The organism is Erythrobacter sp. HL-111 (assembly GCF_900105095.1).
Taxonomy (GTDB): domain Bacteria; phylum Pseudomonadota; class Alphaproteobacteria; order Sphingomonadales; family Sphingomonadaceae; genus Erythrobacter.
This window is the reverse complement of record NZ_LT629743.1, coordinates 3,100,527-3,125,639: the sequence shown is the minus strand read 5'-3', so window position 1 is coordinate 3,125,639 and position 25,113 is coordinate 3,100,527. Positions and strand designations below refer to the sequence as shown.

Annotated in this window: 26 protein-coding genes; 19 read left to right on the top strand and 7 right to left on the bottom strand. The window is 67.4% G+C overall.

Features of this window, described 5'->3' with window-relative positions:
* Nucleotides 1-75: 75 nt before the first annotated feature.
* A complete protein-coding gene (locus BLU08_RS14690; protein ID WP_090200694.1) occupies nt 76-2,160 on the top strand; it encodes a S9 family peptidase in 2,085 nt (694 codons plus the stop codon).
* 69 nt (nt 2,161-2,229) lie between these two features.
* On the top strand, nt 2,230-3,039 hold the full coding sequence (locus BLU08_RS14685; protein ID WP_090200692.1) for an SDR family oxidoreductase: 810 nt from the start codon (nt 2,230-2,232) through the stop codon (nt 3,037-3,039).
* A gap of 7 nt (nt 3,040-3,046) precedes the next feature.
* On the opposite strand, the gene BLU08_RS14680 is transcribed toward BLU08_RS14685, so the two are convergent.
* On the bottom strand, nt 3,047-3,337 hold the full coding sequence (locus tag BLU08_RS14680) for a 4a-hydroxytetrahydrobiopterin dehydratase (RefSeq protein ID WP_090200690.1): 291 nt from the start codon (nt 3,335-3,337) through the stop codon (nt 3,047-3,049).
* A gap of 68 nt (nt 3,338-3,405) precedes the next feature.
* Here BLU08_RS14680 and ccmA point away from each other — a divergent pair, with 68 nt between their 5' ends.
* The 6 genes from ccmA to BLU08_RS15675 all read left to right on the top strand — a co-directional run bounded on the left by ccmA (nt 3,406) and on the right by BLU08_RS15675 (nt 6,733).
* Entirely contained in the window at nt 3,406-4,026 is a 621-nt protein-coding gene (gene ccmA, locus BLU08_RS14675; protein WP_090200688.1) for a heme ABC exporter ATP-binding protein CcmA, read from the top strand.
* A complete protein-coding gene (locus BLU08_RS14670) occupies nt 4,023-4,673 on the top strand; it encodes a heme exporter protein CcmB (RefSeq protein ID WP_090200684.1) in 651 nt (216 codons plus the stop codon). The genes ccmA and BLU08_RS14670 overlap by 4 nt, the downstream gene beginning before the upstream one ends.
* Nucleotides 4,673-5,335 carry a hypothetical protein gene (locus BLU08_RS14665; protein WP_233996012.1) on the top strand — a complete coding sequence of 221 codons (663 nt, stop codon included), beginning with the start codon at nt 4,673-4,675 and terminating at the stop codon, nt 5,333-5,335. The genes BLU08_RS14670 and BLU08_RS14665 overlap by 1 nt, the downstream gene beginning before the upstream one ends.
* Before the next feature lie 115 nt (nt 5,336-5,450).
* Nucleotides 5,451-5,711, top strand: a complete 261-nt coding sequence (locus tag BLU08_RS15680; protein WP_157674578.1) for a homing endonuclease associated repeat-containing protein — start codon at nt 5,451-5,453, stop codon at nt 5,709-5,711.
* Between the two features lie 30 nt (nt 5,712-5,741).
* A protein-coding gene (locus BLU08_RS14660; RefSeq protein WP_090201484.1) for an IS5 family transposase occupies nt 5,742-6,502 on the top strand; the annotation gives its coding sequence in 2 pieces (ribosomal slippage) (nt 5,742-6,081 and nt 6,081-6,502; 762 coding nt in all).
* A 3-nt stretch (nt 6,503-6,505) separates the two neighbouring features.
* Nucleotides 6,506-6,733, top strand: coding sequence for a homing endonuclease associated repeat-containing protein (locus tag BLU08_RS15675; RefSeq protein ID WP_369816845.1), 228 nt, complete (start codon nt 6,506-6,508; stop codon nt 6,731-6,733).
* 130 nt (nt 6,734-6,863) lie between these two features.
* Here BLU08_RS15675 and BLU08_RS14655 read toward each other — a convergent pair whose 3' ends face one another.
* A complete protein-coding gene (locus tag BLU08_RS14655; protein WP_090193782.1) occupies nt 6,864-8,234 on the bottom strand; it encodes an IS1380 family transposase in 1,371 nt (456 codons plus the stop codon).
* Nucleotides 8,235-8,468: 234 nt separating this feature from the next.
* Between BLU08_RS14655 and BLU08_RS15670 the strand changes: the two genes are divergently transcribed.
* On the top strand, nt 8,469-8,648 hold the full coding sequence (locus tag BLU08_RS15670; RefSeq protein WP_090200682.1) for an HNH endonuclease: 180 nt from the start codon (nt 8,469-8,471) through the stop codon (nt 8,646-8,648).
* Between the two features lie 45 nt (nt 8,649-8,693).
* On the opposite strand, the gene map is transcribed toward BLU08_RS15670, so the two are convergent.
* Together map and BLU08_RS14640 are read right to left on the bottom strand one after the other, a co-directional pair.
* Nucleotides 8,694-9,524: a type I methionyl aminopeptidase gene (gene map, locus BLU08_RS14645; RefSeq protein WP_090200679.1), complete on the bottom strand. Its 831-nt coding sequence runs from the start codon at nt 9,522-9,524 to the stop codon at nt 8,694-8,696.
* Nucleotides 9,525-9,576: 52 nt separating this feature from the next.
* Nucleotides 9,577-10,383 carry a hypothetical protein gene (locus tag BLU08_RS14640; RefSeq protein ID WP_090200676.1) on the bottom strand — a complete coding sequence of 269 codons (807 nt, stop codon included), beginning with the start codon at nt 10,381-10,383 and terminating at the stop codon, nt 9,577-9,579.
* Between the two features lie 69 nt (nt 10,384-10,452).
* On the opposite strand from BLU08_RS14640, the gene BLU08_RS14635 reads away from it, so the two are divergent.
* The 7 genes from BLU08_RS14635 to BLU08_RS14605 all read left to right on the top strand — a co-directional run bounded on the left by BLU08_RS14635 (nt 10,453) and on the right by BLU08_RS14605 (nt 18,080).
* Nucleotides 10,453-11,838 carry a M17 family metallopeptidase gene (locus tag BLU08_RS14635; protein WP_090200673.1) on the top strand — a complete coding sequence of 462 codons (1,386 nt, stop codon included), beginning with the start codon at nt 10,453-10,455 and terminating at the stop codon, nt 11,836-11,838.
* Between the two features lie 91 nt (nt 11,839-11,929).
* Complete coding sequence (locus BLU08_RS14630) at nt 11,930-12,298, top strand: SH3 domain-containing protein (RefSeq protein ID WP_090200671.1); 369 nt, start codon at nt 11,930-11,932, stop codon at nt 12,296-12,298.
* Complete coding sequence (gene argC, locus BLU08_RS14625) at nt 12,295-13,227, top strand: N-acetyl-gamma-glutamyl-phosphate reductase (RefSeq protein WP_090200668.1); 933 nt, start codon at nt 12,295-12,297, stop codon at nt 13,225-13,227. Before BLU08_RS14630 ends, argC begins: the two co-directional genes overlap by 4 nt.
* Before the next feature lie 154 nt (nt 13,228-13,381).
* On the top strand, nt 13,382-13,720 hold the full coding sequence (locus BLU08_RS14620) for a P-II family nitrogen regulator (protein WP_090200665.1): 339 nt from the start codon (nt 13,382-13,384) through the stop codon (nt 13,718-13,720).
* Nucleotides 13,721-13,827: 107 nt separating this feature from the next.
* The gene (gene glnA, locus BLU08_RS14615; protein ID WP_090200662.1) at nt 13,828-15,237 is read left to right on the top strand and encodes a type I glutamate--ammonia ligase; all 1,410 of its coding nucleotides are present in this window, start codon (nt 13,828-13,830) and stop codon (nt 15,235-15,237) included.
* Between the two features lie 113 nt (nt 15,238-15,350).
* The gene (locus BLU08_RS14610) at nt 15,351-17,300 is read left to right on the top strand and encodes an alkyl/aryl-sulfatase (RefSeq protein WP_090200660.1); all 1,950 of its coding nucleotides are present in this window, start codon (nt 15,351-15,353) and stop codon (nt 17,298-17,300) included.
* A gap of 147 nt (nt 17,301-17,447) precedes the next feature.
* Complete coding sequence (locus BLU08_RS14605) at nt 17,448-18,080, top strand: lysozyme (protein WP_090200658.1); 633 nt, start codon at nt 17,448-17,450, stop codon at nt 18,078-18,080.
* Between the two features lie 167 nt (nt 18,081-18,247).
* Here the strand turns inward: BLU08_RS14605 and BLU08_RS14600 are convergent, their stop codons facing one another.
* Nucleotides 18,248-19,096, bottom strand: a complete 849-nt coding sequence (locus BLU08_RS14600; protein WP_090200656.1) for an arginyltransferase — start codon at nt 19,094-19,096, stop codon at nt 18,248-18,250.
* Nucleotides 19,097-19,324: 228 nt separating this feature from the next.
* Nucleotides 19,325-20,590: a threonine ammonia-lyase gene (locus BLU08_RS14595; RefSeq protein ID WP_090200654.1), complete on the bottom strand. Its 1,266-nt coding sequence runs from the start codon at nt 20,588-20,590 to the stop codon at nt 19,325-19,327.
* Between the two features lie 121 nt (nt 20,591-20,711).
* On the opposite strand from BLU08_RS14595, the gene BLU08_RS14590 reads away from it, so the two are divergent.
* The 3 genes from BLU08_RS14590 (at nt 20,712) to BLU08_RS14580 (ending at nt 23,919) form a co-directional block, all read left to right on the top strand.
* Nucleotides 20,712-21,617, top strand: a complete 906-nt coding sequence (locus BLU08_RS14590; RefSeq protein ID WP_090200651.1) for an NAD(P)-dependent oxidoreductase — start codon at nt 20,712-20,714, stop codon at nt 21,615-21,617.
* A gap of 2 nt (nt 21,618-21,619) precedes the next feature.
* A complete protein-coding gene (locus BLU08_RS14585; protein WP_090200648.1) occupies nt 21,620-23,275 on the top strand; it encodes an amidohydrolase in 1,656 nt (551 codons plus the stop codon).
* Nucleotides 23,276-23,697: 422 nt separating this feature from the next.
* On the top strand, nt 23,698-23,919 hold the full coding sequence (locus BLU08_RS14580; RefSeq protein ID WP_090200646.1) for a hypothetical protein: 222 nt from the start codon (nt 23,698-23,700) through the stop codon (nt 23,917-23,919).
* A gap of 316 nt (nt 23,920-24,235) precedes the next feature.
* Here the strand turns inward: BLU08_RS14580 and tatC are convergent, their stop codons facing one another.
* Nucleotides 24,236-25,108 carry a twin-arginine translocase subunit TatC gene (gene tatC / locus BLU08_RS14575; RefSeq protein WP_090200643.1) on the bottom strand — a complete coding sequence of 291 codons (873 nt, stop codon included), beginning with the start codon at nt 25,106-25,108 and terminating at the stop codon, nt 24,236-24,238.
* Between the last annotated feature and the right edge of the window lie 5 nt (nt 25,109-25,113).

The window sequence follows — 25,113 nt, the reverse complement described above, 5'->3', positions numbered from 1 at the left end:
GAACCGCTTGATCGCAAACGGCAATGGCGTATTGTCGACACAACACACCGGCTTGAAGGGGAGAGGAAAGCCGCCATGTCGAACATCTCGAACACCGTCCGCCTGCTGGGCACCGCCGTCGCGGCAACGGCCCTGTGCCTGCCGGGCCTCGTCTCGGCGGACCCGGCGACAAACCACAAGACCACGATTTCCGGAGCATCGATGACCACCACGCAAGAGCAAGCCCCGATCATCCCGCGCGACCACCTGTTCGGCAATCCCACCCGCGCGCAGGGGCAAATCAGCCCGGACGGCAAATGGCTGTCCTGGCTCGCGCCGAGCAAGGGCGTGCTCAACATCTGGGTCGCGCCGGCGGACGATCCCGACGCGGCGAAGGTCGTCACGAATGCCGTCGAACGCCCGATCCGCCAGCATTTCTGGGCCGCGGACGCGAAGAGCATCGGCTACATCCAGGACAAGGGCGGGGACGAGAACTTCCTGCTCTACCGGATCGACATCGCGACCGGCGAGGAACGGCTCATGACGCCGTTCGAGAACACCCGCGTCCAGATCGTCGGCGCCTCCGAGACGATCAAGGACAAGATCCTCGTCGGCCTCAACAACCGCGACCCGCAATTCCACGATGTCCACCTGCTCGACATGAACACCGGCGAGATGGAACCGGTGTTCGAGAACACGTCCTATGCCGGGTTCATGGCCGACGACACGCTCACCCTGCGCATGGCGATGCGCCAGAACGAAGCGGGCGGGACCGATTATTTCCGGGTGACGGACGGCAAGGTCGAGGAAGAGCCGTTCGAAACCAGCGCGATGGAGGATTCGCTCACCACCTCGCCCGTCGGCTACACCACCGACGGATCCGTGCTCTACTGGCTCGACAGTCGCGGGCGCAACACCGCGGCGCTTTACGCGCAGGATACCGCGACCGGCGAGCGCCGCCTGATCGCCGAACACGACAAGGCCGATATCGGCGGCACGATGCGCGACCCGAAGACCGGCGAGGTCGAGGCGTGGTCGGTCAACTACCTCAAGACCGAATGGACCGCGACCGATCCCGACATCAGGGCCTCGCTCGACTGGCTTGGCGAGCGGCTCGACGGCGAATTCGGCATTTCCAGCCGGACCGACGACGACATGACTTGGATCGTCTGGAACGACCCGCTGACCGCGCCGACGGCTACCTACATCTATGATCGCAAGGCCCAGACTCTGACCCCGTTCTACGTCTCGCGGCCAGAACTGGAGGGCGCGCCGCTCCAGCCGATGCACACGATCGAGATCACGAGCCGGGACGGGCTGACCCTGCCCTCCTATCTCACCCTGCCGCCCGGTTCCGACGAGGACGGCGACGGCCGCCCGGAAAGCCCCGTGCCGATGGTGCTGCTGGTCCACGGCGGGCCGTGGGCACGCGACAGCTACGGGTTCGATGCGATCCACCAGATGCTCGCCAATCGCGGCTATGCCGTGCTCTCGGTGAACTTCCGCGGCTCGACCGGGTTCGGCAAGGACTTCCTCAATGCGGCGAACAAGCAGTGGGGGCTGAAGATGCACGACGACCTGATCGATGCGACCCGCTGGGCGATCGGCGAAGGCATCGCCGGCGAGGACCAGGTCGCGATCATGGGCGGGTCCTATGGCGGCTACGCGACGCTGGCCGGGCTCGCCTTCACGCCCGAGACCTTCGCCTGCGGGGTCGACATCGTGGGTCCCTCGAACCTCGAAACGCTGCTTTCGACCATCCCGCCCTACTGGGCGCCGATGGTGAAGATCTTCCACGAACGCATGGGCAATCCCGAAACCGAGGAAGGCCGCGCCCTGCTGCGCGCCGCAAGCCCGCTCTACAAGGCCGACCGGATCACCAAGCCGCTGCTGATCGCGCAAGGGGCGAACGATCCGCGCGTCAAGCAGGCCGAAAGCGACCAGATCGTCGGCGCGATGAAGGAGGCGGGCATCCCCGTCACCTATGTCCTCTATCCCGACGAGGGCCACGGTTTCGCCCGGCCCGAGAACTCCATCGCCTTCTTCGCCATCGCCGAGAACTTCCTCGCCGAATGCCTCGGCGGCCGCGCGGAACCGCTGGGCGACGTGCTGGCCCCGTCGAGCGCGCAGATCGTCGAAGGCGAGGAACACGTGAAGGGCCTTGCCGGCGTGGGGGGCTGAACCCTGCTGACAAGAAGGGCCGGTGCTTCTAGAGGGTTGCAAAACGCAATCCACGGGAGAGGGACCGATATGGCCGAGCAGCGGCGCAGCATCTTCATCAGCGGCGGGGCCTCCGGCATCGGCCGGGCGATCGCGCGCCATTTCGGCGAGCGGGACTGGTTCGTCGGGATCGGCGACATCAACCGGCAGGGCATGGAGGACACGCTCGGCCTGATCCCGGGCGGGTTCAAATACGCCCACCGGCTCGACGTGCGCGACCGGGAGATGTGGGACGAGGCGCTGAATGCCTTTCGCACCGCCGCCGGGGGCCGGATCGACGTGGTGGTGAACAATGCCGGGATCGGCACGGGCGGGCCGCTCGCCGAACTGGAAACCGACGAGATCGAGCGCTGCCTCGACATCAATCTCAAGGGCGTGCTGTTCGGCGCGCAGGCGGCCTATCCGCATCTCCTCGACACCGCCCCCGGCTCTGCGCTGGTCAACATCGCGAGCGCGGCGGGCATTTCGGGCGGGACCGGCATGAGCGTCTATTGCGCGACCAAGTTCGCGGTGCGCGGGATCGCCGAAAGCCTCGATGCCGAATGGGCGACGGACGGGATCAAGGTTTCCTCGATCTGCCCGAGCTTCATCGAGACGCCGCTGCTCGACGGGACCGGCAACCGCCGCTCGAACGAGATGGTGCGCGACAGGGTGAAGGCCGCCGGGCTCGAGATCACGCCGGTCGAGGAAGTCGCCGAGGCCGTCTGGAACGCGGTGCACGGCGAGGACCTGCACTACCTCGTCGGCAAGACCGCCCGCCGGCTCAATTTCGCCAAGCGCTGGTTCCCGAACAAGGTCCGCAGGCAGAACCGCACGGGCACCGCGCTGCTCGGGAAATGACGGACCGTCAGACCAACCGGTCGATCGCCTGCGCCATGGTCGCATCGCGCATCGACAGTCCGCCGGCATCGTGCGTGGTCAGCGTGATCTCGACCTTGGCGTAGACGTTGAACCATTCGGGATGGTGGTCCTGCGTCTCGGCAAGCAGGGCGACCCGGCTCATGAAGCCCCAGGCCTGCGAGAAATCGTCGAACTGGAAGGTGCGGCGGATCGCCTTGCCCTCGTTCACCAGTTCCCAGTCGGGATGGTCCTTTAAAAGCGCCTTGCGGTCGTTCTCGTCGAGTTCGGATACGGCCATTCTTCGGCTCCCTGTTGGATGTTTCGTCGCTTGTGAGGAGGGGCTCTTTTGCCTAACGCACAAGGTCAATGGAAGGTTCTGTCCGATTTTCCCCCGACATCCGCCTTGCCGCGCGCGGCCTTGCCTGCCGCAGGGGTGACCGCCTGCTGGTGCGCGGGCTGGCGCTGGACCTTGCTCCCGGCACGGCGCTGCACCTCGTTGGAGCCAACGGGACGGGCAAGACGACGCTGATCCGCACGCTGGCCGGGCTCATGCGGCCCTATGCGGGCGAGGTCGAGGCGGCGGGCGCGATCGGCCTCGTCGACGAACGCCCGGCGCTCGATCCCGACCTCCCGCTGGGCCGCGCGCTCGGGTTCTGGCAGCGGATCGACCGGTGCCCGCACGCAGGGGAGATCCACGCTCGGCTCGGCCTCGCGCGGCTGCTCGACGTGCCGGTGCGCTATCTTTCGACCGGCCAGAAGAAGCGCGCCGCGCTCGCCGCGCTGATGGGGCGGGAAGCCCCGATCTGGCTGCTCGACGAGCCGCTTTCGGGGCTCGATGCGGGGGCCATCGGGACGGTCACCGACCTCGTCGCCGAACACGTCGCGCGCGGCGGCATAGCGCTCGTCGCTTCGCACCAGAAGCTCGCCGTGCCTGGCCTTCAGAGCCTCGCCATAGAGGATTACGCGCCGCGGGAAGAGCCTGCGTGATCGGGGCGCTGCTCCGCCGCGACCTTGCGCGCTTCTTCCCCTTCGCGGGCGGAGGGGCGGCGCTGCCGCTGGTGTTCTTCGTCGCGGTCGCGATGCTCTATCCCTTCGCGGTGGGGCCGGATGCCAACCTGCTTGCGCGCACCGGCGGGGGCGTGGTGTGGATCGCCGCCCTGCTTGCCGCGATCCTGCCGCTGGACCGGCTGGTGGCGGAGGATATCGAGCTTGGCACCTTCGACCAGCTGCGCCTGCGGGGCGTGTCCGAAGAGGGGATGATGGCGGTCCGCCTCTTCGCCCACTGGCTCAGCTTCGGCCCGCCGCTGGTGCTCGCGACCTTTCCGGCGGCCGCGCTGCTGGCGCTGGAGGGGCCGGTGCTCGACCTTCTCCTGCTCGGCCTGCTGGCGGGCACGCCGGGCCTCGCGGCAATCGGCCTCATCATCGCCGCGCTCACCGCGAGCCTGCGGGCGGGCGCCGCGCTGTCGGGCCTGCTGCTGGTCCCGCTTGCCCTGCCCATCCTCATCTTCGGAGCGGGCGCTCTGGCGCGTCAGGACCCGGCGAGCCTCGGCTTCGTTGGTGCGGCAAGCCTGCTGCTGGTCGCCATCGCGCCCTTCGCGGCGGGCGCCGCCATCCGCGCCGCGAGGGAGAACTGATGCGCGCCCCCGAAAGCCATCGCAACTCGAACCTGCTGCTGAGCCGCATCGCGCAGGCGCTGCTGGGCTTCACCCTGCTCGCCTTCGCGGCCAGGGCGGTTGCCGATCCGGCGGTGCAGGCGCGCTACACGCCGATCGTGGTGCTGCACGCAGGCAGCATGGTGGCATGGCTCGGCCTCCTCGCCTCGCAGGCCTGGCTCGCGGCGGAGCACCGGCTGGACCTCCACCGCGCCTTGGGACGCGCCTCGATGGCGCTGGTGGGTGCGATGGCGGTGTCTGGCGGCATCATCTCGGTCAATATCGGGCTGGAACTGGGCCGCCCGGAGGTGACGGTGGTGAACCTCGCCGCGTTCGTGACCTTCTTGCCCCTCTATTTCGCCGCGCTGCATTTCGCCCGGAGGCGCGACATGCACGCGCATCGGCAGGCGATGCTGATCGCAACGCTCGCGCTGATGACCCCGGCCTATGCCCGCGTGGTGCAGGTGGCGGGCCTGCCCGATCCCGTCGCGATCGCGGCGCAGGTGCCGATCACGCTGGGAATCGCGCTCGGCTATGAATGGAAGGTGCTGGGGCGGGTGTCGAAGCCGGCGGCGTGGATGCTCGGCTTTTCGCTCGGCGTGATTGGGGTGATGGTGGGGGTGTTGTTCGTGTGGTTCTTGTGAGATGAGTGGCGCGAGTTCGGGATCTGCGAGCTAGCCGTAGGCAATCGATACTAATTTGCATGGGCTTGCCGACGAAGGCATCATGCCCTGCCGAAATGAGTATTTCAGTTGATCCATGCCGTTCGAGGAAAATCCTTTGAAATTCCAGCTAGAGCCTTACCATCGAGACGTTCCAGACTCTGATCTCCTCGAAGAGCTGCGTTCAGTTGCAAATCGGCTTGGAACAAAGACTGTCACGATTGATCAGTTCAACGAAATTGGTCTTTACCATAGCTCGACGCTCGCCCGTCGTTTCGGATCTTGGCGTAAGGCTCTTGATGCAGCCGGTCTAGGCTCAGGACCCATTAAATCGCTTGCGCGGGAGGCAATCGGTTGATTCAATGGCGGCACCAGGGAGGTGTTGCTGTTGTCCGAGCTGTGGTTGTTGAGCGAGGCGCAGATGCGCCGGATTGAGCCCTATTTCCCACTGTCGCACGGCATTCCGCGGGTTGATGATCGGCGGATCGTGAGCGGCATCGTCTTTGTGATCAGGAACGGGCTGCGCTGGCGTGATGCGCCGGTCGGTTATGGTCCGCACAAGACGATCTATAATCGCTTCATATGCTGGAGCCGCCTGGGCGTGTTCAACCGCATCTTCGCCGAGCTAGCCGCCAAGGGCGGGAAGCCCGATCAGCTGATGATCGATGCCACCCATCTGAAGGCGCATCGGACAGCAGCAAGCCTGCTAAAAAAGGGGCTCTATCCCGACGTATCGGGCGCACCAAAGGTGGCTTGAACTCAAAGCTCCACGCCGTCTGCGATGGCAAGGGCCGCCCGCTGATCATGCTGCTCAGTGAAGGGCAGATGAGCGACTACAAGGGCGCTGCACTGATGATCGATGCCTTTCCGAAGGCAAAGGCGTTGCTCGCCGACCGGGGCTATGATGCTGACTGGTTTCGCGCCGCTCTGGAGCAGCGCGGCATTGCTCCGTGCATCCCGTCAAAGGCGAACCGCAAGGTGCCCATCCCGCACGACACGACCCTCTATCGCCAACGCTACAAGGTCGAGAACATGTTCGGCAAACTCAAGGACTGGCGCCGGATCCACACCCGCTACGATCGCTGCGCGCACACCTTCATGTCCGCCATCTGCATCGCAGCAACCGTCATCTTCTGGCTGCCGCAATGAGTCCTGAGCCTAGAGCGCTCACGAAATCTAAACATCCCTGAGAACGAATTATTCGAAAATCTAGTCAACGTCTGGCTGAAGCTTGGCAGACAACCCAAATATACGGACATTGATGGCCCCCTGTCTACCTACTCAGCAGGAACATATGCGAACCGGTTCGGCGGCTGGAGGAAGGCCCTAGCCTCTCTTATTCACGGCGATGCGGTTGGGCGCCTCTCGGCGCGAGCTTGACGCCACTGCTGCGTGCGGCGGCGTAGAGCGGGCGTGCGGCACCGCTGGCGTCTGTTTCACCGCGCTGTGATCGATGGGCTTTTCTGGTTGAAGGACTTGGCTCGGGGTTTCTGCGGCACTGCCGCGCCCGCTACGTCGGCGCAGGCTTGAGCGCGAGAACGATGGCACGCATCAGATCGGCATCGGGGCACGCAGAGGCGAACGCTACGCGGATTCGGGTGGCGCTTTCCATGACGCGGGCAGCAACCTTGAGCAGCCGCAGGCGCAGGGTCGTAAACTCGGCTTTTGCCAGAGCGGTGGTCTTTGGGATCGCCTGCTGAACGCGCCACAGCAGCCAGTAGGCAGCGGTGTGCAGGATCAGGCGCATCTGGTTGGCGTTCGCCGACCGGCACGAGGTGCGGTCACTGGCCAGCTGGGTCTTGTGCAGCTTGATCAGGTTCTCGGCCTGCCCGCGCGCGCAGTAGAGCGTGTCATAGATGTGCTCGGCCGAGCTTTCGGTGAGCGATGTGACGACGTAGCGGATATCCATTCCCAGCGTGCTGGCCTCGATCCTGGCGACGACGCGGCGCTGGCGGTTCCAGCTCTTCGCGCCGTAGCGGGTCTCGGCATAGCTGCGCAGGACCGGGAGTTGGCACTCGGCGCGGCGGACCGCGCAGGCATCGGCGGCAGTGACGATAACCGGATCAGCGCGCAGCGCGGCGTTGGTCGGCAGACCGAACACGTAATCGACATGGGCCGCCTCGCAGAAGGCCATGACCTCGGGCCGTCCATAATGCCCGTCACCGCGGATGGTGATGTGGGTATCAGGCCAGTGGCGGCGAAGATGGCGCACCAGACGCCGGATATGCCCTGCCGCCTCCTTGCCAGAAGGCGTCTTGCCCGTGCGCAGCAGCATCGCCACCGGCCGGCCCGTTGCCGTGTCGTAGACATGGATCGGCAGGAAGCAGCGCTCCCCATGATGTCCGTTCCAGAAGGAGAGTTGCTGATAGCCGTGCACGACGTCGCAGGTGTCATCGATATCCAGCGTCACCGCCGCCGGCGGAGTGGGGTAGCTGGCGCAGTAGATGTCGATCATGATCCCCAGCATCTTTGCCAGCTCGCGCGTGCTCGGCGCATTCTCCCAGCGGCTCATCGTCGGTTGGCTGGCCAACCCCGCACCCGATCCCGGCAGCTTGCCCAGCGCAAGGCGGAAGCCCGGATCATCGCGCAGAGCGTCGAGATCATCGGCATCCTCATAGCCGCAGGCGATCGCGAACATCCGCGCGCGCAGGATATCTTCAAGCCGATGAACCACCCGAGCAGGATCGCGCGGATCGGCAATACACGCCGCAAGCCGCTGGCAGAGCCCCATCATGCGCTCGGCCTGAGCCAGCACCAGGACCCCGCCATCCGAGGTCAGCCTGCCGCCGTCAAACGCAGCTGTGACCTTCTTGCCGCGCACTGCTGGAAACGAAAATACGGACGCGCTATCATCGCATCCGGCGGGTGTGGTCTGTGGCATATTTTGCCCCGTTGCAGGTCTGGCTTAAGCAACCACATTCCTACAACAATGCAAATGCTTACGCCACTCCCGCCAACCCGTCAGACCACTGCCGGTGAATAATCCGGGCTAGATTGTTTCGTCGAGTGGGCGAATGGTGCGGAGATCGCCGGCCCGGAAACGATCGAACGAACACAACGACAAGGAAAGAGGACGACCCGAAATATCAACTGGAGGCTCAGAGCCTTGGTTTTGATGAGAGATGGGGCGCGTTGCCAACTGTGCGGGGCGGACGTGGCAAGCGGCGCGAAGCTCCACGTCGACCATATCGTCCCGTGGAGCAAGGGTGGCGAAACCGAGCTGGATAACCTCCAGATTCTTTGCGAGGCCTGCAACATCGGAAAGAGCGATCAGTCTATGCCCGACATTGTGTAAAAAGCGGCTGAGAGAGTAGACACGCTAAGGACTCGCTCGCACCTCTCAAGAATAAGGCGGCTTGTCCCTTCCGGTCGGGCTCTTCGTGAAAATCTCCACCCCGTCCTCGGTGATCGCGAGGGAATGTTCGAACTGCGCGGAGAGCGACTTGTCGCGCGTCACCGCCGTCCAGCCGTCGCCAAGCACCTTGGCCCAGGGCTTGCCCAGATTGATCATCGGCTCGATCGTGAAGAACATTCCGGGCTTCAGCTCCGGCCCCGTCCCGGCCTTCGCCGCATGGACGACTTCGGGCGCGTCGTGGAACAGGCGGCCGAGGCCGTGCCCGCAGAATTCGCGCACCACGCCGTAGCGGAACTGCCGGGCGTGGGCCTCGATCGCGGCGCCGATATCGCCGAGCCGGGCGCCCGGTTTCGAGGCCGCCTCGATCCCGAGCATCAGGCATTCATAGGTGACATCGACCAGCCGCTTCGCCTTGATCGCCGGTTCGCCCGCATAGAACATCCGGCTGGTGTCGCCGTGCCAGCCGTCGAGCAGCGGCGTCACGTCGATGTTGAGGATGTCGCCTTCCTTCAGCACCTTGTCGCCCGGGATGCCGTGGCAGATCACGTGGTTGATCGAGATGCAGGACGAATGCGTGTAGCCGCGATAGCCGAGCGTCGCCGGAACCGCGCCCGCATCGAGCATCATTTCGCGGATGCGCGTGTCGAGGCTTTCGGTCGTGACGCCCGGTTCGACGTAGTCGGCGATCTCGTCGAGGATGGTCGCGGCGAGCCTCCCGGCCCGGCGCATCCCTTCGAAACCTTCCTCGGTGTGGAGCTTGATCGTGCCGTCGCGGTAGACGGTGTCGGTGCTGTCGACGAGCTGGTATTCGGTCATTGGTCCTACATAGCGAGGGCAGGCGTCACTTGCGAGTCCCCGCGCCCGGTCGTCAGGGCGCGGCGAAGGCGGCGCGGTATTCGGGCCTTGCCGCGGCGCGCACCGCCTCGGTGACCGGCAGCCGGACCGTGTAGGGCCCCTCGGCATAGGGGCCGGCGACATAGGGCGCGGCGAGCAGGTGGAGCGTGTCGAACGCCCCGCCCCCGACGCTCGCCGGGGCGATCACCAGTTCATCGAGGGCCGGGCAGTCGGCGAAGGGATCGGCAGGTTCGGTCGATCCTTCGCCGCGCCGCTCGTTCTGCTGCGCGAGAAGCGCAAGGCAATAGGGCGCGCGCACCGCTTCGGCGAGCGCTTCGGGCGAGGTGAACAGCTCCATCGCGTCGAGCGCCGCGCCCGCCTCGCGGTCCCACACCAGCGCATCGAAGGCGAGATTGCCGTGCGCGCCGCCGCTGAACAGGCTCGCCTCGCCCTGGAGCGAGAGAAAGCGCGGGGTGTCGGCGACGACCTCCCAGCCCTTGAGGAACCCGCGCGCCTTGCACGCGGCACAATCCTCGCCCGCGAATTCGGCGAGCGCCTCCTCCCATTCCGCCTTCTGCTCCGCAAGCGCGGCCTCGCGACGGCGCGTCAGCAGTTCGGCGAGCGGGGGAATGGCGGACACCTCTGCGGGCCAGGCATAGGAGAAGTCGCGCGTCCCGCCGCCGCGTTCCTCGTTGTCCTCGAAATCGACGGGACGCGGGTTCTCGCCCGCCGCGACGGGGCGGATTTTGCCGCTTTCGCCGGCCACCGCTTCGGCGACATCCTCGGGCGAGGAACAGGCGGCGAGCGCAAGACACGTTCCCGCAAACCAGACCGGACGCATCACCCGTCTCCCTTTCGGACCGAATTGCGACGTGACATGCGCCGAAGCGCGGTTAAGTAGGCTTGCAATATGACCGATACCAAGGACCTGATCCAGCCCGATCGCGGCCAGGACGCGATCGCCATCCACCTCGTCAACAAGGACGGCTTCGACGATTTCGCGCGCTCGCTTTCCGCCGGCCAGCGGGCGGCCCTCGCAGCGCAGAAATTCGACGGGAGCGGCGGCCAGGTCGGGATCGTGCCCGATGGCGACACTTTCTTCGCGGTCGGCGGGGTCGCCGGCCCCGACAGCCTTTTGAGCTGGTGCATGGCCGCACTCGCCGAGGCGCTGCCCGAGGGGACCTATCGCCTCGAAGGGCGCGAGCCGGGCGCCGCGATGTTCGGCTGGATGACCGCGCAATACCGCTTCACCCGCTACCGCGCCGAGGAAAGGCCGACCGGCCCGCGCGTGCTGCTCACCACCGAGATCGCGCGGGCGGAGGCCCTGCGGGCGGAGGCCGAAGCCGAAATGAAGGTCCGCGACCTCGTCAACACGCCGGCCGAGGACATGGGGCCGGCCGCGCTCGAGGCGGAATGCGAAGCGCTGGCGAAGGCCTACGGAGCGAACCTCAAGGTGGTGCGCGGCGACACGCTCGAACAGGAATACCCGATGATCCACGCGGTCGGCCGCGCCGCCGCGCGCCATCACGCACCGCGCCTGATGCATCTCGACTGGGGGGACGAAAACGACCCGGTCCTCGCCATCGTCGGCAAGGGGGTGTGCTTCGATTCGGGCGGCCTCGACATCAAGCCCGCCTCGGGGATGCGCCTGATGAAGAAGGACATGGGCGGCGCGGCCCATGCGCTGGCGCTGGCGGGCCTCGTCATGGGAGCGGGTCTGAAGGTGCGGCTCCACCTCCTCATCCCGGCGGTCGAGAACGCGATCTCCGGTTCCGCCTTCCGCCCCGGCGACGTGCTGGCGAGCCGCAAGGGGCTGACGGTGGAAATCCACAACACCGATGCCGAAGGCCGGCTGATCCTCGGCGATGCCCTGACCCGCGCGAGCGAGGAGAAGCCCGACCTGATCGTCGATTTCGCGACGCTGACCGGCGCGGCGCGCGTCGCGCTCGGCCCCGATTTCGCCGCGATGATGGCCCGGCGCGACGCGACGGCGGAGGCCTTCCTCGAAGCGGGCAAGGCGAACGACGATGCGCCCTGGCGCCTGCCGCTGCCCGATTCCTACCGCGAATGGCTGGCGAGCGACATCGCCGACCTCGCCAACGCCCACCAGAACGCCTTCGCCGGGGCGAGCGTCGCGGGCCTCTTCCTCGACCGTTTCGTCGGCGAAGGGCTGGACTGGGTGCATTTCGACACCTTCGCCTGGCGGCCGGCGGCCAAGCCCGGCCGCGCCAAGGGCGGCGGGGCCTATGGCCTGAGGGCGAGCTGGCACGCGCTCCGGAAACGCTACGGCGGGTAATCCCCGGCGGCTTGCTTGCCCGCGGCGTACCTTGCGGCTAAGCGCGCGGCTTCACCCGGACCCCCGGCGAGCGAGGAAGAGCGACACAGGAATGGACGGCACGGCAGCCGACAGCGTGACGGACGAGACGGCCTATGACGTGCCAGACGGGGTGATCGGCCTGCGCGGCCCGGTCGCCCGGCCCGAGCCCGGCACGCTCCCGCTGCGCGGCGACCTGGCCCACATCGCGCTCGCGGGACAGCATCTCGCCGCGCATTACGTGATCCCTGAGGTCGCCGCGATCGGTCCGGCGGGTGCCGATCTGCGGCTCCACCCGCGCGAGGACAGCGAGGTGCTGCACCGCCTCCCGGCGGGCACGCGCTTCGAAGTGCTCGACCGGGCGGGCGAATGGGTCTGGGGCTGTGTCGGTCCGGCGGGGCCCAGCGGCTATTGCCGCGCGCGCGAGGTCGCGGAGGCGTGAGCGTGCGGGTCTTCATCGACGGTGCGGCGGGCACGACCGGGCTCGAGATCCGCGACCGGCTGAAGGACCGCGCCGAATTCGAGCTGATCGTGCTGGATGACGCACGGCGCAAGGACGACGGCGCACGCCGCGACGCGCTCCACGCCGCCGACATCGCGATCCTGTGCCTCCCGGACGAGGCGGCGAAGGAGGCGGTGAAGCTGGCCGAAGGGGCGGACACCCGCATCATCGACGCCTCGAGCGCGCACCGCGTCGCCGAGGGATGGATCTACGGCTTTCCCGAGATCGTCGGGCGCGAGGCGATCGCGAACGCCCGCTTCGTGAGCAATCCGGGGTGCTATCCCACCGGGTTTCTTGCTCTGCTCGCGCCGCTGGTGCGTGCCGGGATGCTGCCTGCCGACTGGCCCTACACCGTCAACGCGGTGAGCGGCTATTCGGGTGGTGGCAATGCGCTGATCGAACGGTTCGAGGCCGATCCCGCCGTCGCCTTTCGCGCCTATGGCCTGGCGCTGGGGCACAAGCACCTGCCCGAAATGCGGGCCTATGCCGGGCTTACCCATGCTCCGGTTTTCTCGCCGGCCGTTGTTCCCGCCCATCGCGGCATGGTGGTCGATGTGCCGCTCCCCGCCACGCTGCTGAGCGAGCGCAATTCAGCGCCGATGTTCGAGAGCGAACTTGCAACCCACTACGCGGCAAGCGAGGTCGTGACGGTCCGCCAATCGCCCGACCTGCCCGGAGAGATCCTGCTGCGGCGCGACGCCCTGCCGTGGGACGGGATGGAACTCGCCGTGTTCGATGGCGGTCCCGATAGCAATCAGGCCCGCCTGATCGCCCGGCTCGACAACCTCGGCAAGGGCGCATCCGGCGCGGCGATCCAGAATCTCAACCTGATGTGCGGCCTCCCCGAAACCGCGGGGTTGCGCCTGTGAGCGAGGGCGCTGCCCAAAATCTGGGCAGCCTTCGGGAAGGTCACGAGTCCTGTTGCGCCGCGCGTCACAATCTTGCTAATTCCTTGGGCACACCAAACGATTCCTTGCGCTATCGCTTGGGTCGGAAATCGGGCCGCGAGCGACAGGGGACGACGTGAAAAAGATCGAGGCGATCATCAAGCCTTTCAAGCTCGACGAGGTGAAGGAGGCGCTGCACGAAATCGGCGTGTCGGGCATCACCGTCACGGAAGTCCAGGGCTTCGGCCGGCAGAAGGGGCATACCGAACTCTATCGCGGCGCCGAATATGTCGTCGATTTCCTGCCCAAGAAAAAGCTCGAGGTGGTCGTCGCCGACGACCAGGCGGCGCGCGTGGTCGAAGCGATCGCGGCGGCCGCCAAGACCGGGCGCATCGGTGACGGCAAGATCTTCGTCAGCACGATCGAATCCGCCCTTCGCATCCGGACCGGGGAGACCGACGACGACGCGATCTGAAGCGCGATGCAAGGGCGGCAGGGCCGACGGAATGAACACAACCCCGCCCGCCGGGCAGGCTGGCACCTCTCCAATCACCAGTAACGAACAGTGGAGGCAGTGACACTATGGCAAGCGTGAATGACATCCTCAAACGGATCAAGGACGAGGAAATCGAATGGGTCGACCTGCGCTTCACCGATCCCAAGGGCAAGTGGCAGCACCTGACCATGGCGGCGAGCGCGATGGATGAGGACGCGCTCGAGGACGGGCTGATGTTCGACGGCTCCTCGATTGAAGGCTGGAAGGTCATCAACGAAAGCGACATGATCCTGCGTCCCGACATGGACGCGGTCTACACCGATCCCTTCTCGGCGACCCCGATGCTCGCGATCTTCTGCGACATCGTGGAACCGTCCGACGGGCAGGACTATGAGCGCGATCCGCGTTCGACCGCCAAGCGCGCCGAGGCCTACCTGAAGGCCTCCGGCATCGGCGACACGGTGTTCGTCGGGCCGGAACCCGAATTCTTCATGTTCGACGATGTCCGCTTCGAGGACGGCTATGCCGGCTCGGGCTACGCGATCGACGACATCGAACTGCCGACCAACACGGGCAAGGAATACGAATCCGGCAACATGGCCCACCGCCCGCGCGCCAAGGGCGGCTATTTCCCGGTCGCCCCGGTCGACAGCGCGGTCGATATCCGCGGCGAAATGGTCGCGACGATGATGGAAATGGGCCTCAACATGGACAAGCACCATCACGAGGTCGCCGCCGCCCAGCACGAGCTCGGCATCACCTTCTCGACGCTCACCAGGACCGCCGACCAGGTGCAGGTCTACAAGTATGTCGTGCAGCAGGTCGCCCATGCCTACGGCAAGACCGCGACCTTCATGCCCAAGCCGATCAAGGCGGACAATGGTTCGGGCATGCACACCCACATGTCGATCTGGAAGGACGGCGCGCCGACCTTCGCGGGCAATGAATATGCCGGCCTGTCGGAAACCTGCCTCCACTTCATCGGCGGCGTCATCAAGCACGCCAAGGCAGTCAACGCCTTCACCAACGCCACCACCAACAGCTACAAGCGGCTCGTCCCCGGCTTCGAGGCGCCGGTCCTGCTCGCCTATTCGGCGCGCAACCGCTCGGCCTCCTGCCGCATTCCCTACGGCGCGGGCGAGAAGGCCAAGCGGGTCGAGTTCCGCTTCCCCGATGCGATCTGCAATCCCTACCTCGCCTTCTCGGCGCTGCTGATGGCGGGGCTCGACGGGATCGAGAACAAGATCCACCCGGGCGAGGCGATGGACAAGAACCTCTACGACCTGCCGCCCGCCGAACTGGCCGAGGTGCCGACCGTGTGCGGGTCCCTGCGCGAGGCGCTCGAGGCGCTCGAGGCGGACCACGAATTCCTCCTCAAGGGCGGCGTGTTCTCGACCGACCAGATCGAGGCCTACGCCGAACTCAAGTGGGAAGAGCAGCTGCGCTGGGAAACCACTCCGAGCCCGGTCGAATTCGACATGTATTACAGCGCCTGACCGGCGACGCATCGCGCGCGAAGGGCCGCCCGGAGGCATTCCGGGCGGCCTTTTTCGTGGATTGCCTTGCGCGCCCGCCCTCGCCTATCGTCTCATCAAAAGGGGAGAGGGACATGAAGGCAGGCATTGTCAGCGCGGCGCTCGCCGCAAGCGTCTTCGCATCGTCGGTCGCGGCGCAGGAGGGGCCGAAGCCCGCCTCCCCCGCGACCATCGCCGCCCAGCGCGAATCGGCAGCTTCGCTTCCGCCCGACGGCACGCGGGATGCGGACTTCGCCCGGCGCGGCTTTCTCGCGACCCGCGCGGACCCGGTGATCCGCGATGCGAGCGGCCAGCCGGTCTGGAACCTCGATGCCTATGCCTTCGTCGAGGGCGAGGCCCCGCCGACCGTCCACCCCAGCCTGTGGCGCCACATGCGCTACCTCAGGCACCACGGGCTGTTCGAGGTGACGGACGGCATCTGGCAGGTGCGCGGCTTCGATCTTTCCAACATGACCGTGATCCGCGGGCAAGCCGGCTGGATCCTGATCGATCCGCTGACGACGAAGGAGGTCGCCGCCGCCGCGCTCGAGCTCGTCAACGCCACGCTCGGCGAACGCCCGGTCAGCGCGGTAATCTACAGCCACAGCCATGCCGACCATTTCGGCGGCGTGCGCGGGGTCGCCAGCGCCGAGGACGTGGCGGCGGGCCGGGTGGAGGTGATCGCGCCGGAGCATTTCATGGAAGAGGCCGCTTCGGAAACCGTTCTTGCCGGGGGCGCGATGCAGCGCCGCGCCGCCTACCAGTTCGGCGCGGGGCTCGGCCCTGGCAAGACGGGGCAGATGGGCAGCGGGATCGGCATGGCGGTTTCGCGCGGGACCATCACCCTGATCGAGCCGACCGACATCGTCCGCGCGACCGGCGAACGACGCATGGTCGACGGGGTCGAGCTCGAATTCCAGATCGTTTCGGGCAGCGAGGCGCCGTCCGAACTCAACGTCTATGTCGTGCCGCAGCGCGCCTTCCTCGCCGCCGAGATCGCGACCTGCACCATGCACAACATCCTCACGCCCAGAGGGGCCAAGGTGCGCGACGCGCGGGCATGGGCGGCCTTCCTCGACGAGGCGGTGACCGACTACGCGCCGAGGAGCGACGTGGTCCTTTCGAGCCATTGCTGGCCGCAATTCGGGCGCGAGGCGGGGACCGCCTGGCTGGCCGCGCACCGCGACAACTACCGCTACCTGCACGATCAGACCGTGCGCCGGATGAACCGCGGCGCGACCATGGCCGAGATCGCGGAGCAGGTGTTCCTGCCCCCGCAGCTTGCGGACGAATGGGCGAACCACGGCTATTACGGGACCTACGCCCACAATTCGATGGCGATCTACCAGCACTACCTCGGCTGGTACGACGCGGTGCCGGCCAATCTCCACGCCCACCCGCCGGTCGAGCGCGCGCGCCGCATGGTCGCCGCGCTGGGCGGGGCGGAAAGGGTGATCGCGCTCGCCGAGGGCGCGATGGCGCAGGGCGATTACCGCTGGTCGTCGGACCTTCTCCAGCAGCTCGTCTTCGCCGAACCGGGCAACGCGGCGGCGAAGGAGCTGCTCGCGGACAGTTACGAACAGCAGGGCTACCAGTCGGAAAGCGCGATCTGGCGCAACCAGTTCCTCGCCGCGGCGAGCGAACTGCGGAACGGCCCGGCCGAAAGTTTCAGCGCCCAGAGCAAGGACCTGATCGCCGCCGTGCCGACCGGCCTGCTGCTCGATTCCGCGGCGACGCGCTATGATCCGGACCGGCTCGGACGGGACAGGGTCACGGTGCGCCTCGATCTCGTCGATCGCGGCGAAAGCGCGCTCGTCGAAGCGAACGAGAGCGTGCTGATCGCGCGGATGGAGGATGATCGCACCGCGCCCGACGTGACCGTGACCGGGCCGCGCCAGCTCATGCTCGGGCTGCTGTTCCTTAAGCTTCCGCTGGACCGGATGAAGGCAGCGGGGCTGTCGGTCGAGGGGGACGAGGCGGCCCTCGCGGCGCTGCTCGATGCGCTCGATCCGATGCCGGACGGCTTCGGCATCGTCACGCCCTGACGGCGGACGGGGCGGCGCAGGCGTCCTGCGGCCCGTGCGGGACATCCCGTGACGCGCGGGGAGCGGGTCCGCTTTTCATTTTCCTACTCGGTCCTCCCGTGCCTAATTCCGCGGCCCTTGCTGACAGACAAGCGAAGGAGCCCCCTCATGACCGGTCCCGATCCCCGCCCCTGCCCCCGCAAGCCGATCTTCGACACCATCCGCAAGATGATCGGGCGGGGCCTGCGTCAAAGCGAGGTCGACAAGCTCGACAATGACATTGACGGGGCGATCGGCGGCGGCCTGGCCGGGGCGGACCGGCCTGTGCTCCGGGTCGGACCGGAAGGCATTGCCCTCATCAAGCGGTTCGAGGGCTGCGCGCGGCTCCGGCCCGACAAGCTCGTCGAAGCCTATCCGGACCCTGGCACCGGGGGCGAGCCGTGGACGATCGGCTGGGGCGCGACGGGGCACGATCATGTCCACGGCGGACGCATCGGCCCCGGCACACTGTGGACGCAGGCCCAGTGCGACGCCCGGCTCGAAGCCGATCTCGAGCGGTACGGCGCCGAGGTCGCGGCGGCCATCGGCAGCGCGCCCACGTCCCAACGCCAGTTCGATGCGCTGGTCAGCTTCCACTACAACACCGGCGCGATTGCCAGGGCGACCCTGACGCGCAGGCATCGCGCGGGCGACCATGAAGGCGCCGCGCGCGAATTCGCACGCTGGAACAAGGCGGGCGGCCGCGTGATCCGGGGACTGGTGAGACGGCGGGCCGCAGAGGCGGCGCTTTACCTGTCGTGAGCGCGGCGGCGCAGCGCCCGAGGGTCATGGGTCGGTGCGAGCGGGCGAGGCGTTAAGCGCGTCCCCGCCGTTCATCGCCCTGCCGTTTAGAGGCCGGCTATCGTTCAGCGGCACGATCCGGGCCGACCCGTGAACCCGCCGAGGGCGCGAGGGCGCCCGTTCCCGCATCACTCCGGCGAGGGAAAGCGCAGCGGCTGGCCATCCTTGCCCCGCCCGGCGGCGACATCGTCCTTGCCCGTCTTGCGCGGCGCGGTCGCCGCGGCGATCAGGCGACCCTGTTCGTCCGCGTCCATCACCTGCCAGCCTTCCCGCGTGAGGCGTTCGAGCGGGCGGTAGCGGACCTTGTACTGCATCCGCGGGGAGCCTTCGACCCAGTAGCCGAGATAGACATAGGGCAGGCCCTGTTCGGCCGCGCGGCGGATGTGGTCGAGAATGATGTAATTGCCGAGCCCGGCGCGGGTCGGGTGCGCGGGATCGTAGAAGGAATAGATCATCGACAGCCCGTCGCCCTGACGGTCTGTCAGGCAGGCCCCGACGAGCGCGCCGGGTTCGCCGTTCGAATCGGGTTCGCGATATTCGACGACATTGGTGGTGACGGGCGTGTGTTCGACCATGTCGGCATAGTCGAGCTCGTCCATCTGCGACATCCCGCCGTCCGGATGGCGCACGCCGAGATAGCGCGCGAGCAGGTCGAACTGTTCGTCGGTCGCCCAGGGCCGGCATTCGGTCGCGACGAGATCCGAATTGCGCTTGATATCCCGTTTCTGCGTGTTCGAGGGCCGGAATTCGCCCGCCACGACCCGCACCGAAACGCAGGCCTGGCAGTCGAGGCAGCTCGGGCGATAGGCGACCGTCTGGCTGCGCCGGAACCCGATCCGGCCGAGCGCCTCGTTCAGCTGGTCCGCATGGGCACCCTTGAGTTCCGTGAACACCTTCCGCTCCTGCCGGCCCGGCAGGTAGGGGCATGGAGCGGGACTGGTCACGAAGAAACGGGGAAAGCGGATGGGGGCCGTCACGGGTCTCGTCGGGTCCTGTGCTGCGGATGAATCGGCGGGGCTTCGTTAAGACAATCTTATGCCTCCTCCTTGGGTCCGGTAAAAGTCCCTTAACCACGAAACAGGGTGAATAATGGCTTAGTATGCACAACCCGGCGCAACAAACCCGACCATGGCGGATCGATCCGCGCCATGATCGCGCAAGGATCTTGCGGGGTTGGCGGGCGCTCGATCGGCGTCGCGGCGGGGTCAGTTCAGCTCGACGACCTGCACGGTGTAGCCCGCCTCCCTCAGCGCGGAGACGAGCTGATCGACCTGCGCCGCATCGCGCGCCTCGCATTCGATGTCGGTGATGAGGCCCTTCGCCGGGAGCGAGGTGAAGATGCGCTGGTGGTAGATCTCGATGATGTTGACATTGTGGGCATCGAACAGCCGCATCACCTTGAACAGCGCGCCGGGCCGGTCCTGCAGCGTCACCCGCAACCGGGCGAGCCGGCCCTGCCGGGCAAGGTCGCGCAGCAGGACATTGGCGAGCAGGCGCGTGTCGATGTTGCCGCCGCACAGGACGAGCCCGACCGACTTGCCCCGGAAGCGGTCGGGATAGCTCATCACCGCGGCAAGCCCGGCCGCGCCCGCGCCCTCGACCACGGTCTTCTCGATCTGCAGCAGCAGCGAAACCGCCTTCTCCAGCGCCGGTTCGTCGACCAGCACGATGTCGTCGACCCTCTCGGCGATGACCTGCGCGGTGAAGGCGCCCGGCTTCTTGACCGCGATCCCCTCGGCCAGGGTGTCGCCGCCGCAATCGTGCTCCTCGCCCTTGATCCGGGCGAACATGCTCGGGAACAGCGCCGATTGCACGCCGACGATCTCGATCGCCGGATTGAACGCGCGCGCCACGGTGGCCACGCCGGAAATCAGCCCGCCCCCGCCGATCGGCACGACGAGGCAGTCGAAATCATCCTTCTGCTCGAGCATTTCGAGCGCGACGGTCCCCTGACCCGAGGCGATCAGCGGATCGTCGAAGGGATGGATGAAGGTGAGGCCGAGCTCGGCCTCGATCTCGCGCGCACGGGCATAGGCCTCGTCATAGGTTTCTCCCTCGAGCACGACCTTGCCGCCGACGCTTTCGGTCTGCATCACCTTTACCGTCGGCGTGGTGCGCGGCATGACGATCGTCACCGGTACGCCCAACCGGGTACCGTGATAGGACAGGCCCTGCGAATGGTTGCCCGCCGAAGCCGCGATCACCCCGCGCGCGCGCTGTTCCTCGGACAGCGCCAGCAGTGCGTTCAGCGCCCCGCGCTCCTTGTAGGCGGCGGTGAACTGGAGGTTCTCGAACTTCAGCCAGATGTCCGCCCCGGTGATCTGCGACAGCGTGATCGAATGCATCATCGGCGTCCGCACCACCGCGCCGTCGATCGCGCGCGCAGCGGCACGGACCGATTCAAGGGTCAGGGCTTCGGGTCCGGGCGTCGCCGCAGAGGGCGCGGGATCGGGCAGGAGCTGAGCAGTCATGACCCGGCGATCCCTAGGCCCTGGGCTCAGGGAGGGCAATCGCTTCCTTGCCCAAACGCCCTCGCAGGGGCGTCCGCGCAATGCGTTGGCAAGCGCGCGGCGAGCGACTAGTCACCCGTTCATGAACCAGACCCTGCAGCTTGCCTTCATCGGGCTCGGCGTGATGGGCGGGCCGATGACCGGCCACCTCGCGCGCGCCGGACACCGCGTCACCGCCTACAACCGCTCGCGCGAACGCGCCGCCCGGTGGCGCGCGGCGTGGGCGGACGAAGGCCTTGCCGTCGCCTTCGCCGAAACGCCCGCCGAGGCGGCGCGCGGGGCGGATGTCGCCTTCACCTGCGTCGGCAACGACGCGGACCTCGCCGCGGTCACGCTGGGCGAGGACGGGGTGCTGGCCGGGCTCGGCGAAGGGGCGCTGCTGGTCGATCACACCACCACTTCGGCCGCCATGGCGCGCGAGCTCGCCGCGGAGTGCGCGGGGCGCGGCCTGGGCTTCGTCGATGCGCCGGTCAGCGGCGGGCAGGCGGGCGCCGAGAACGGCAGTCTCGCGGTGATGTGCGGCGGATCGGACGACGACGTGGCGCGCGCCCGGCCGGTGATGGAGTCCTATGGCAAGGCAATCGTCCATGTCGGCCCCGCCGGCGCGGGACAGACCGCCAAGATGGCGAACCAGATGTGCATAGCGGGCGTGCTCGCGGGCCTTAGCGAAGCCGTGCGGCTGGCCGAGGCGGCCGGGCTCGACCTCGAAAAGACCTACGAGGCGATTTCGGGCGGGGCGGCGCAGAGCTGGCAGATGGACAACCGCTGGCAGACCATGTGCGAGGGCCGCTTCGATTTCGGCTTCGCGATCGACTGGATGCGAAAGGACCTCGGCTACGCGCTCGACGAAGCGAAGCGGCTCGGCCTCGCTGCGCCCGTGACGGCGCTGGTTGACCAGTTCTATGCCGACGTGCAGGCCGCCGGCGGCAATCGTTACGACACCAGCGCGCTGATCACGCGCCTCCCCAAGGGTAATCCGACCAGGTGACCATGTTCCGCTCGCTTTTCGCTGCCACCGCCGTCACCGCCGCCGCCGCGCTGCTCGCCGCGCCCGCCGCCGCCGACACGCTCGTCCACAATGTCGACGGCGTCACGATCGGAGCGGAGGGCGAGGTCGTGCGCTTCACCGGGCTGGTCTTCGACGACGAGGGCGTCATCACCGATATCGTCACCCGCGGCGAGGAGCGTCCCGAGGTCGATTACGCCGTCGACGGCAGGGGCCAGGTGATGCTGCCGGGCATGATCGATGCCCATGTGCACGCGATGGACATCGGCTTTGCCGCCCTGACGCTCGATCTGTCGGAAACCGGTTCGCTCGAGGAAGCGCTCGATGAGATCCGCCGCTTCGCCGAGGAGAACCCGGGCCGCCCGTGGATCCTCGGGCGCGGCTGGAATCAGGAGAAATGGGGGCTCGGGCGCTTTCCCACCGCCGCCGAGCTCGACGCCGTCGTGCCCGACCGACCGGTCTGGCTCGAACGCGCGGACAACCACGCCAACTGGGCCAACAGCCTGGCCATCGAGCGGGCCGGGATCACCGCCGACACGCCCGATCCCGAAGGCGGGCGGATCGTGCGCGATGCAAGCGGCGCGCCTGCCGGCGTGTTCGTGGACAACGCGATACCGCTGGTCGGCAAGGTCGTGCCCGCCCCCCGCCCGGAAGACCGCGACACCGCCTTCGCGCAGGCGCAGCAGGTGCTGCTCGGCCACGGCGTCACCGCGGTCGCGGACATGGGGACGAGCGTGACCGACTGGATGACCTTTCGCCGCGCGGGCGACGCCGGGACGCTGCGGATCCGCATCATGGCCTATGCCCGCGGGGTCGAGGCGATGGAGCTGATCGCCGGCCCCGCCCCGACGCCCTGGCTCTACGACGACCGGCTGCGCCTCGCCGGCGTGAAGCTCTATCTCGACGGCGCGCTCGGTTCGCGCGGGGCCAACCTCAAGCAGCCCTACGCCGACGAACCCGACACCCATGGCCTGCCGCTGCTCACGCCCTCGCAGCTCAGGAACCTGATGAGCCGGGCCGCAATGGACGGCTTCCAGACCGCGGTCCACGCGATCGGCGATGCCGCGAACGAAGAGGTGCTGCTGGCGATCGAGGAGCTTTCGGCAAGCTACAGGGGCGACCGGCGCTGGCGGATCGAGCACGCCCAGATCGTCGATCCGGTCGATCTCGAGCGGTTCGGGCGGCACGGCGCGATCGCCTCGATGCAGCCGCTCCACCAGACCTCCGACATGATGATGGCCGAAGCCCGGCTGGGCGAGGACCGGCTCGAGGGCGCCTATGCCTGGCGCAGCATCCTGGAGGCGGGCGGGCGGCTCGCCTTCGGGTCCGATGCGCCGGTCGAGCCGGCCGACCCCTTCGCCGGGATCGCGGTCGCGATCAGCCGGACCGATGCGAACGGACGCCCCTTCGGCGGATGGCGCGCCAAGGAGACGGTGAGCCGCGAACAGGCGCTCGCCGGGTTCACCGCGGACGCGGCCCATGCAGGTTTTGCCGAGGGCCGTTTCGGGCGGCTGCTGCCGGGCGAGCGGGCCGACTTCCTGCTGGTCGATCGGGACCCGCTGCTCGCTTCGCCGTCCGAGATTCGCGAGACGCGGATCGCGCAGGTCTGGGTCGGGGGGAAACTGGTGCTCGAAAACTGAAGCACGGCTCATCCCGCCGCGCGGAGTGCACGCATTGCTGCACCGCGCCTGGGTATTGCCCCCTATACGGTTGATTCGCGTGCTTTCTTTCATCATTTGGTCACCACGCGCAGGCATAGGCTTGCGCGAAGGGTGCGGGCGGTTCGTTCGTTACCCCTGTGGCCGGAGCGGATTTCCCGGTCCGGCCGGGCGGGTGCCCTCGGCAAAGGAGTGGCTTTCGTGCCACGCCTTGCGGATAATATGGCCCCGCCCCGGTCGTGCCCGGTGCCAGGAAGGGCGCCAGTACGCAATATGTTGATAAGGAACCGTCATTCGATGACCCCGGCGGGACCCAGGTAGAATTTCGGGGTTGTCAAGCAGCTATCTCTGACGTAGGCCAAGCGTCGAGAAAGTACAGACGAGATCTCACAGGAGACGAATCGATGAAGTTTCGGAATATCGCTCTGGCTACCGCAGCGGTTTCGCTCGCAGCCTCGCCCGCCATCGCGGAAGCCGCCTTCGATCGCTCGATCGCTCCGATCGAGGGTGAAAGCGAAGTGGCCGGCGGTTCGGGCATCATCCTCGCCGTTCTCGCTGCCGCTGCCATCATCGGCGGCATCGTGATCGCCGCCGACGGCGACGACGACGACGCGGTCAGCCCGTAAGTCGCATCCTCTTCAGGATCAAAGAGAGGCCCTCGCTCGCGGGGGCCTTTTTTGTGCCCGGCCTTTCTTGTGCCCGGCCTTTCTTGTGCCCGGCCTTTCTTGTGCCCGGCCCGGCGCAGGGCCGCTGCGCCCGGTTCGGCAGCGCGGGGCGAAAGCAATTCGCATCGAGGCACGCGCTCAGCCGGGACAGGCGCCCGATGACCACCTGCGATGGCGCCCGGCGGATGGATCGAGCGACTCGCGCCGCTCTCGCCGAAAGGAATTTTCCCGGGCAGACAGCTTGCCCGTCAGACCCCGCGTGCCTCGCCGTTCCGGATCAATCGCGGCCCGCACCGCCCGCATCGGGTCCGGCGGGCGTCGCCTCGCCCTCGACACTCCCGCTCGCCGTCGCTGCCGCGGGCGTTTCCGCCTCGGCCTCGGGTTTCCCGCGCTTGCCCATGGCACGTTCCTGCACCAGCATGAGCAGCAGCGAGCCTTCGAACAGCAGCAGGAGCGGAATGGCGAGAATGATCTGGCTTCCCGGATCGGGCGGCGTCACGATCGCGGCCAGCGCGACCACCCCCACGATCACGTAGCGCCGCGACCCTGCGAGCTGCGCACGGGTGACGATGCCGGCGCGATGCAGCAGCATCAGCAGGACGGGCAGCAGGAAAGTCACCCCGAAGGCGAGGATGAACTGCATCACCAGGCTGAGATAGTCGCCCGCCGCCGGCAGCGCCTGCACCGCCAGCCCTCCGGCCTCGCCGCCGAAGCCGAGGAACCAGCGAAACGCCGTCGGCATGACCACGAAATAGGCCAGCGCCGCGCCGCTCGTGAACAGCACGGGCGTCGCGATCAGGAAGGGCAGGAAGGCCTTCTTCTCGCGCGCATAGAGACCCGGCGCGACGAAGGCCCAGAGCTGGTTGGCGATGATCGGGAAGCTGACCATGAAGCCCGCGAACAGCGCGACCTTGAGCTCGACGAAGAAGATCTCGGGCAGCTTGGTGAAGATCAACTGCCCCTCCCCCTCGGGAAAGGCATCCTTGAGCGGCTGCACGAGGAAGCCGAGGATCGGATCGGCGAAATAGAGGCACACCGCAAAGCCGATCACCAGCGCGATCACCGAGCGCACGAGCCGGGTCCTCAGCTCGATCAGGTGGTCGAGCAGCGGGGCGCGAGTCTCGTCGATGTCCTTGATCTGGAACGCCATGGCGC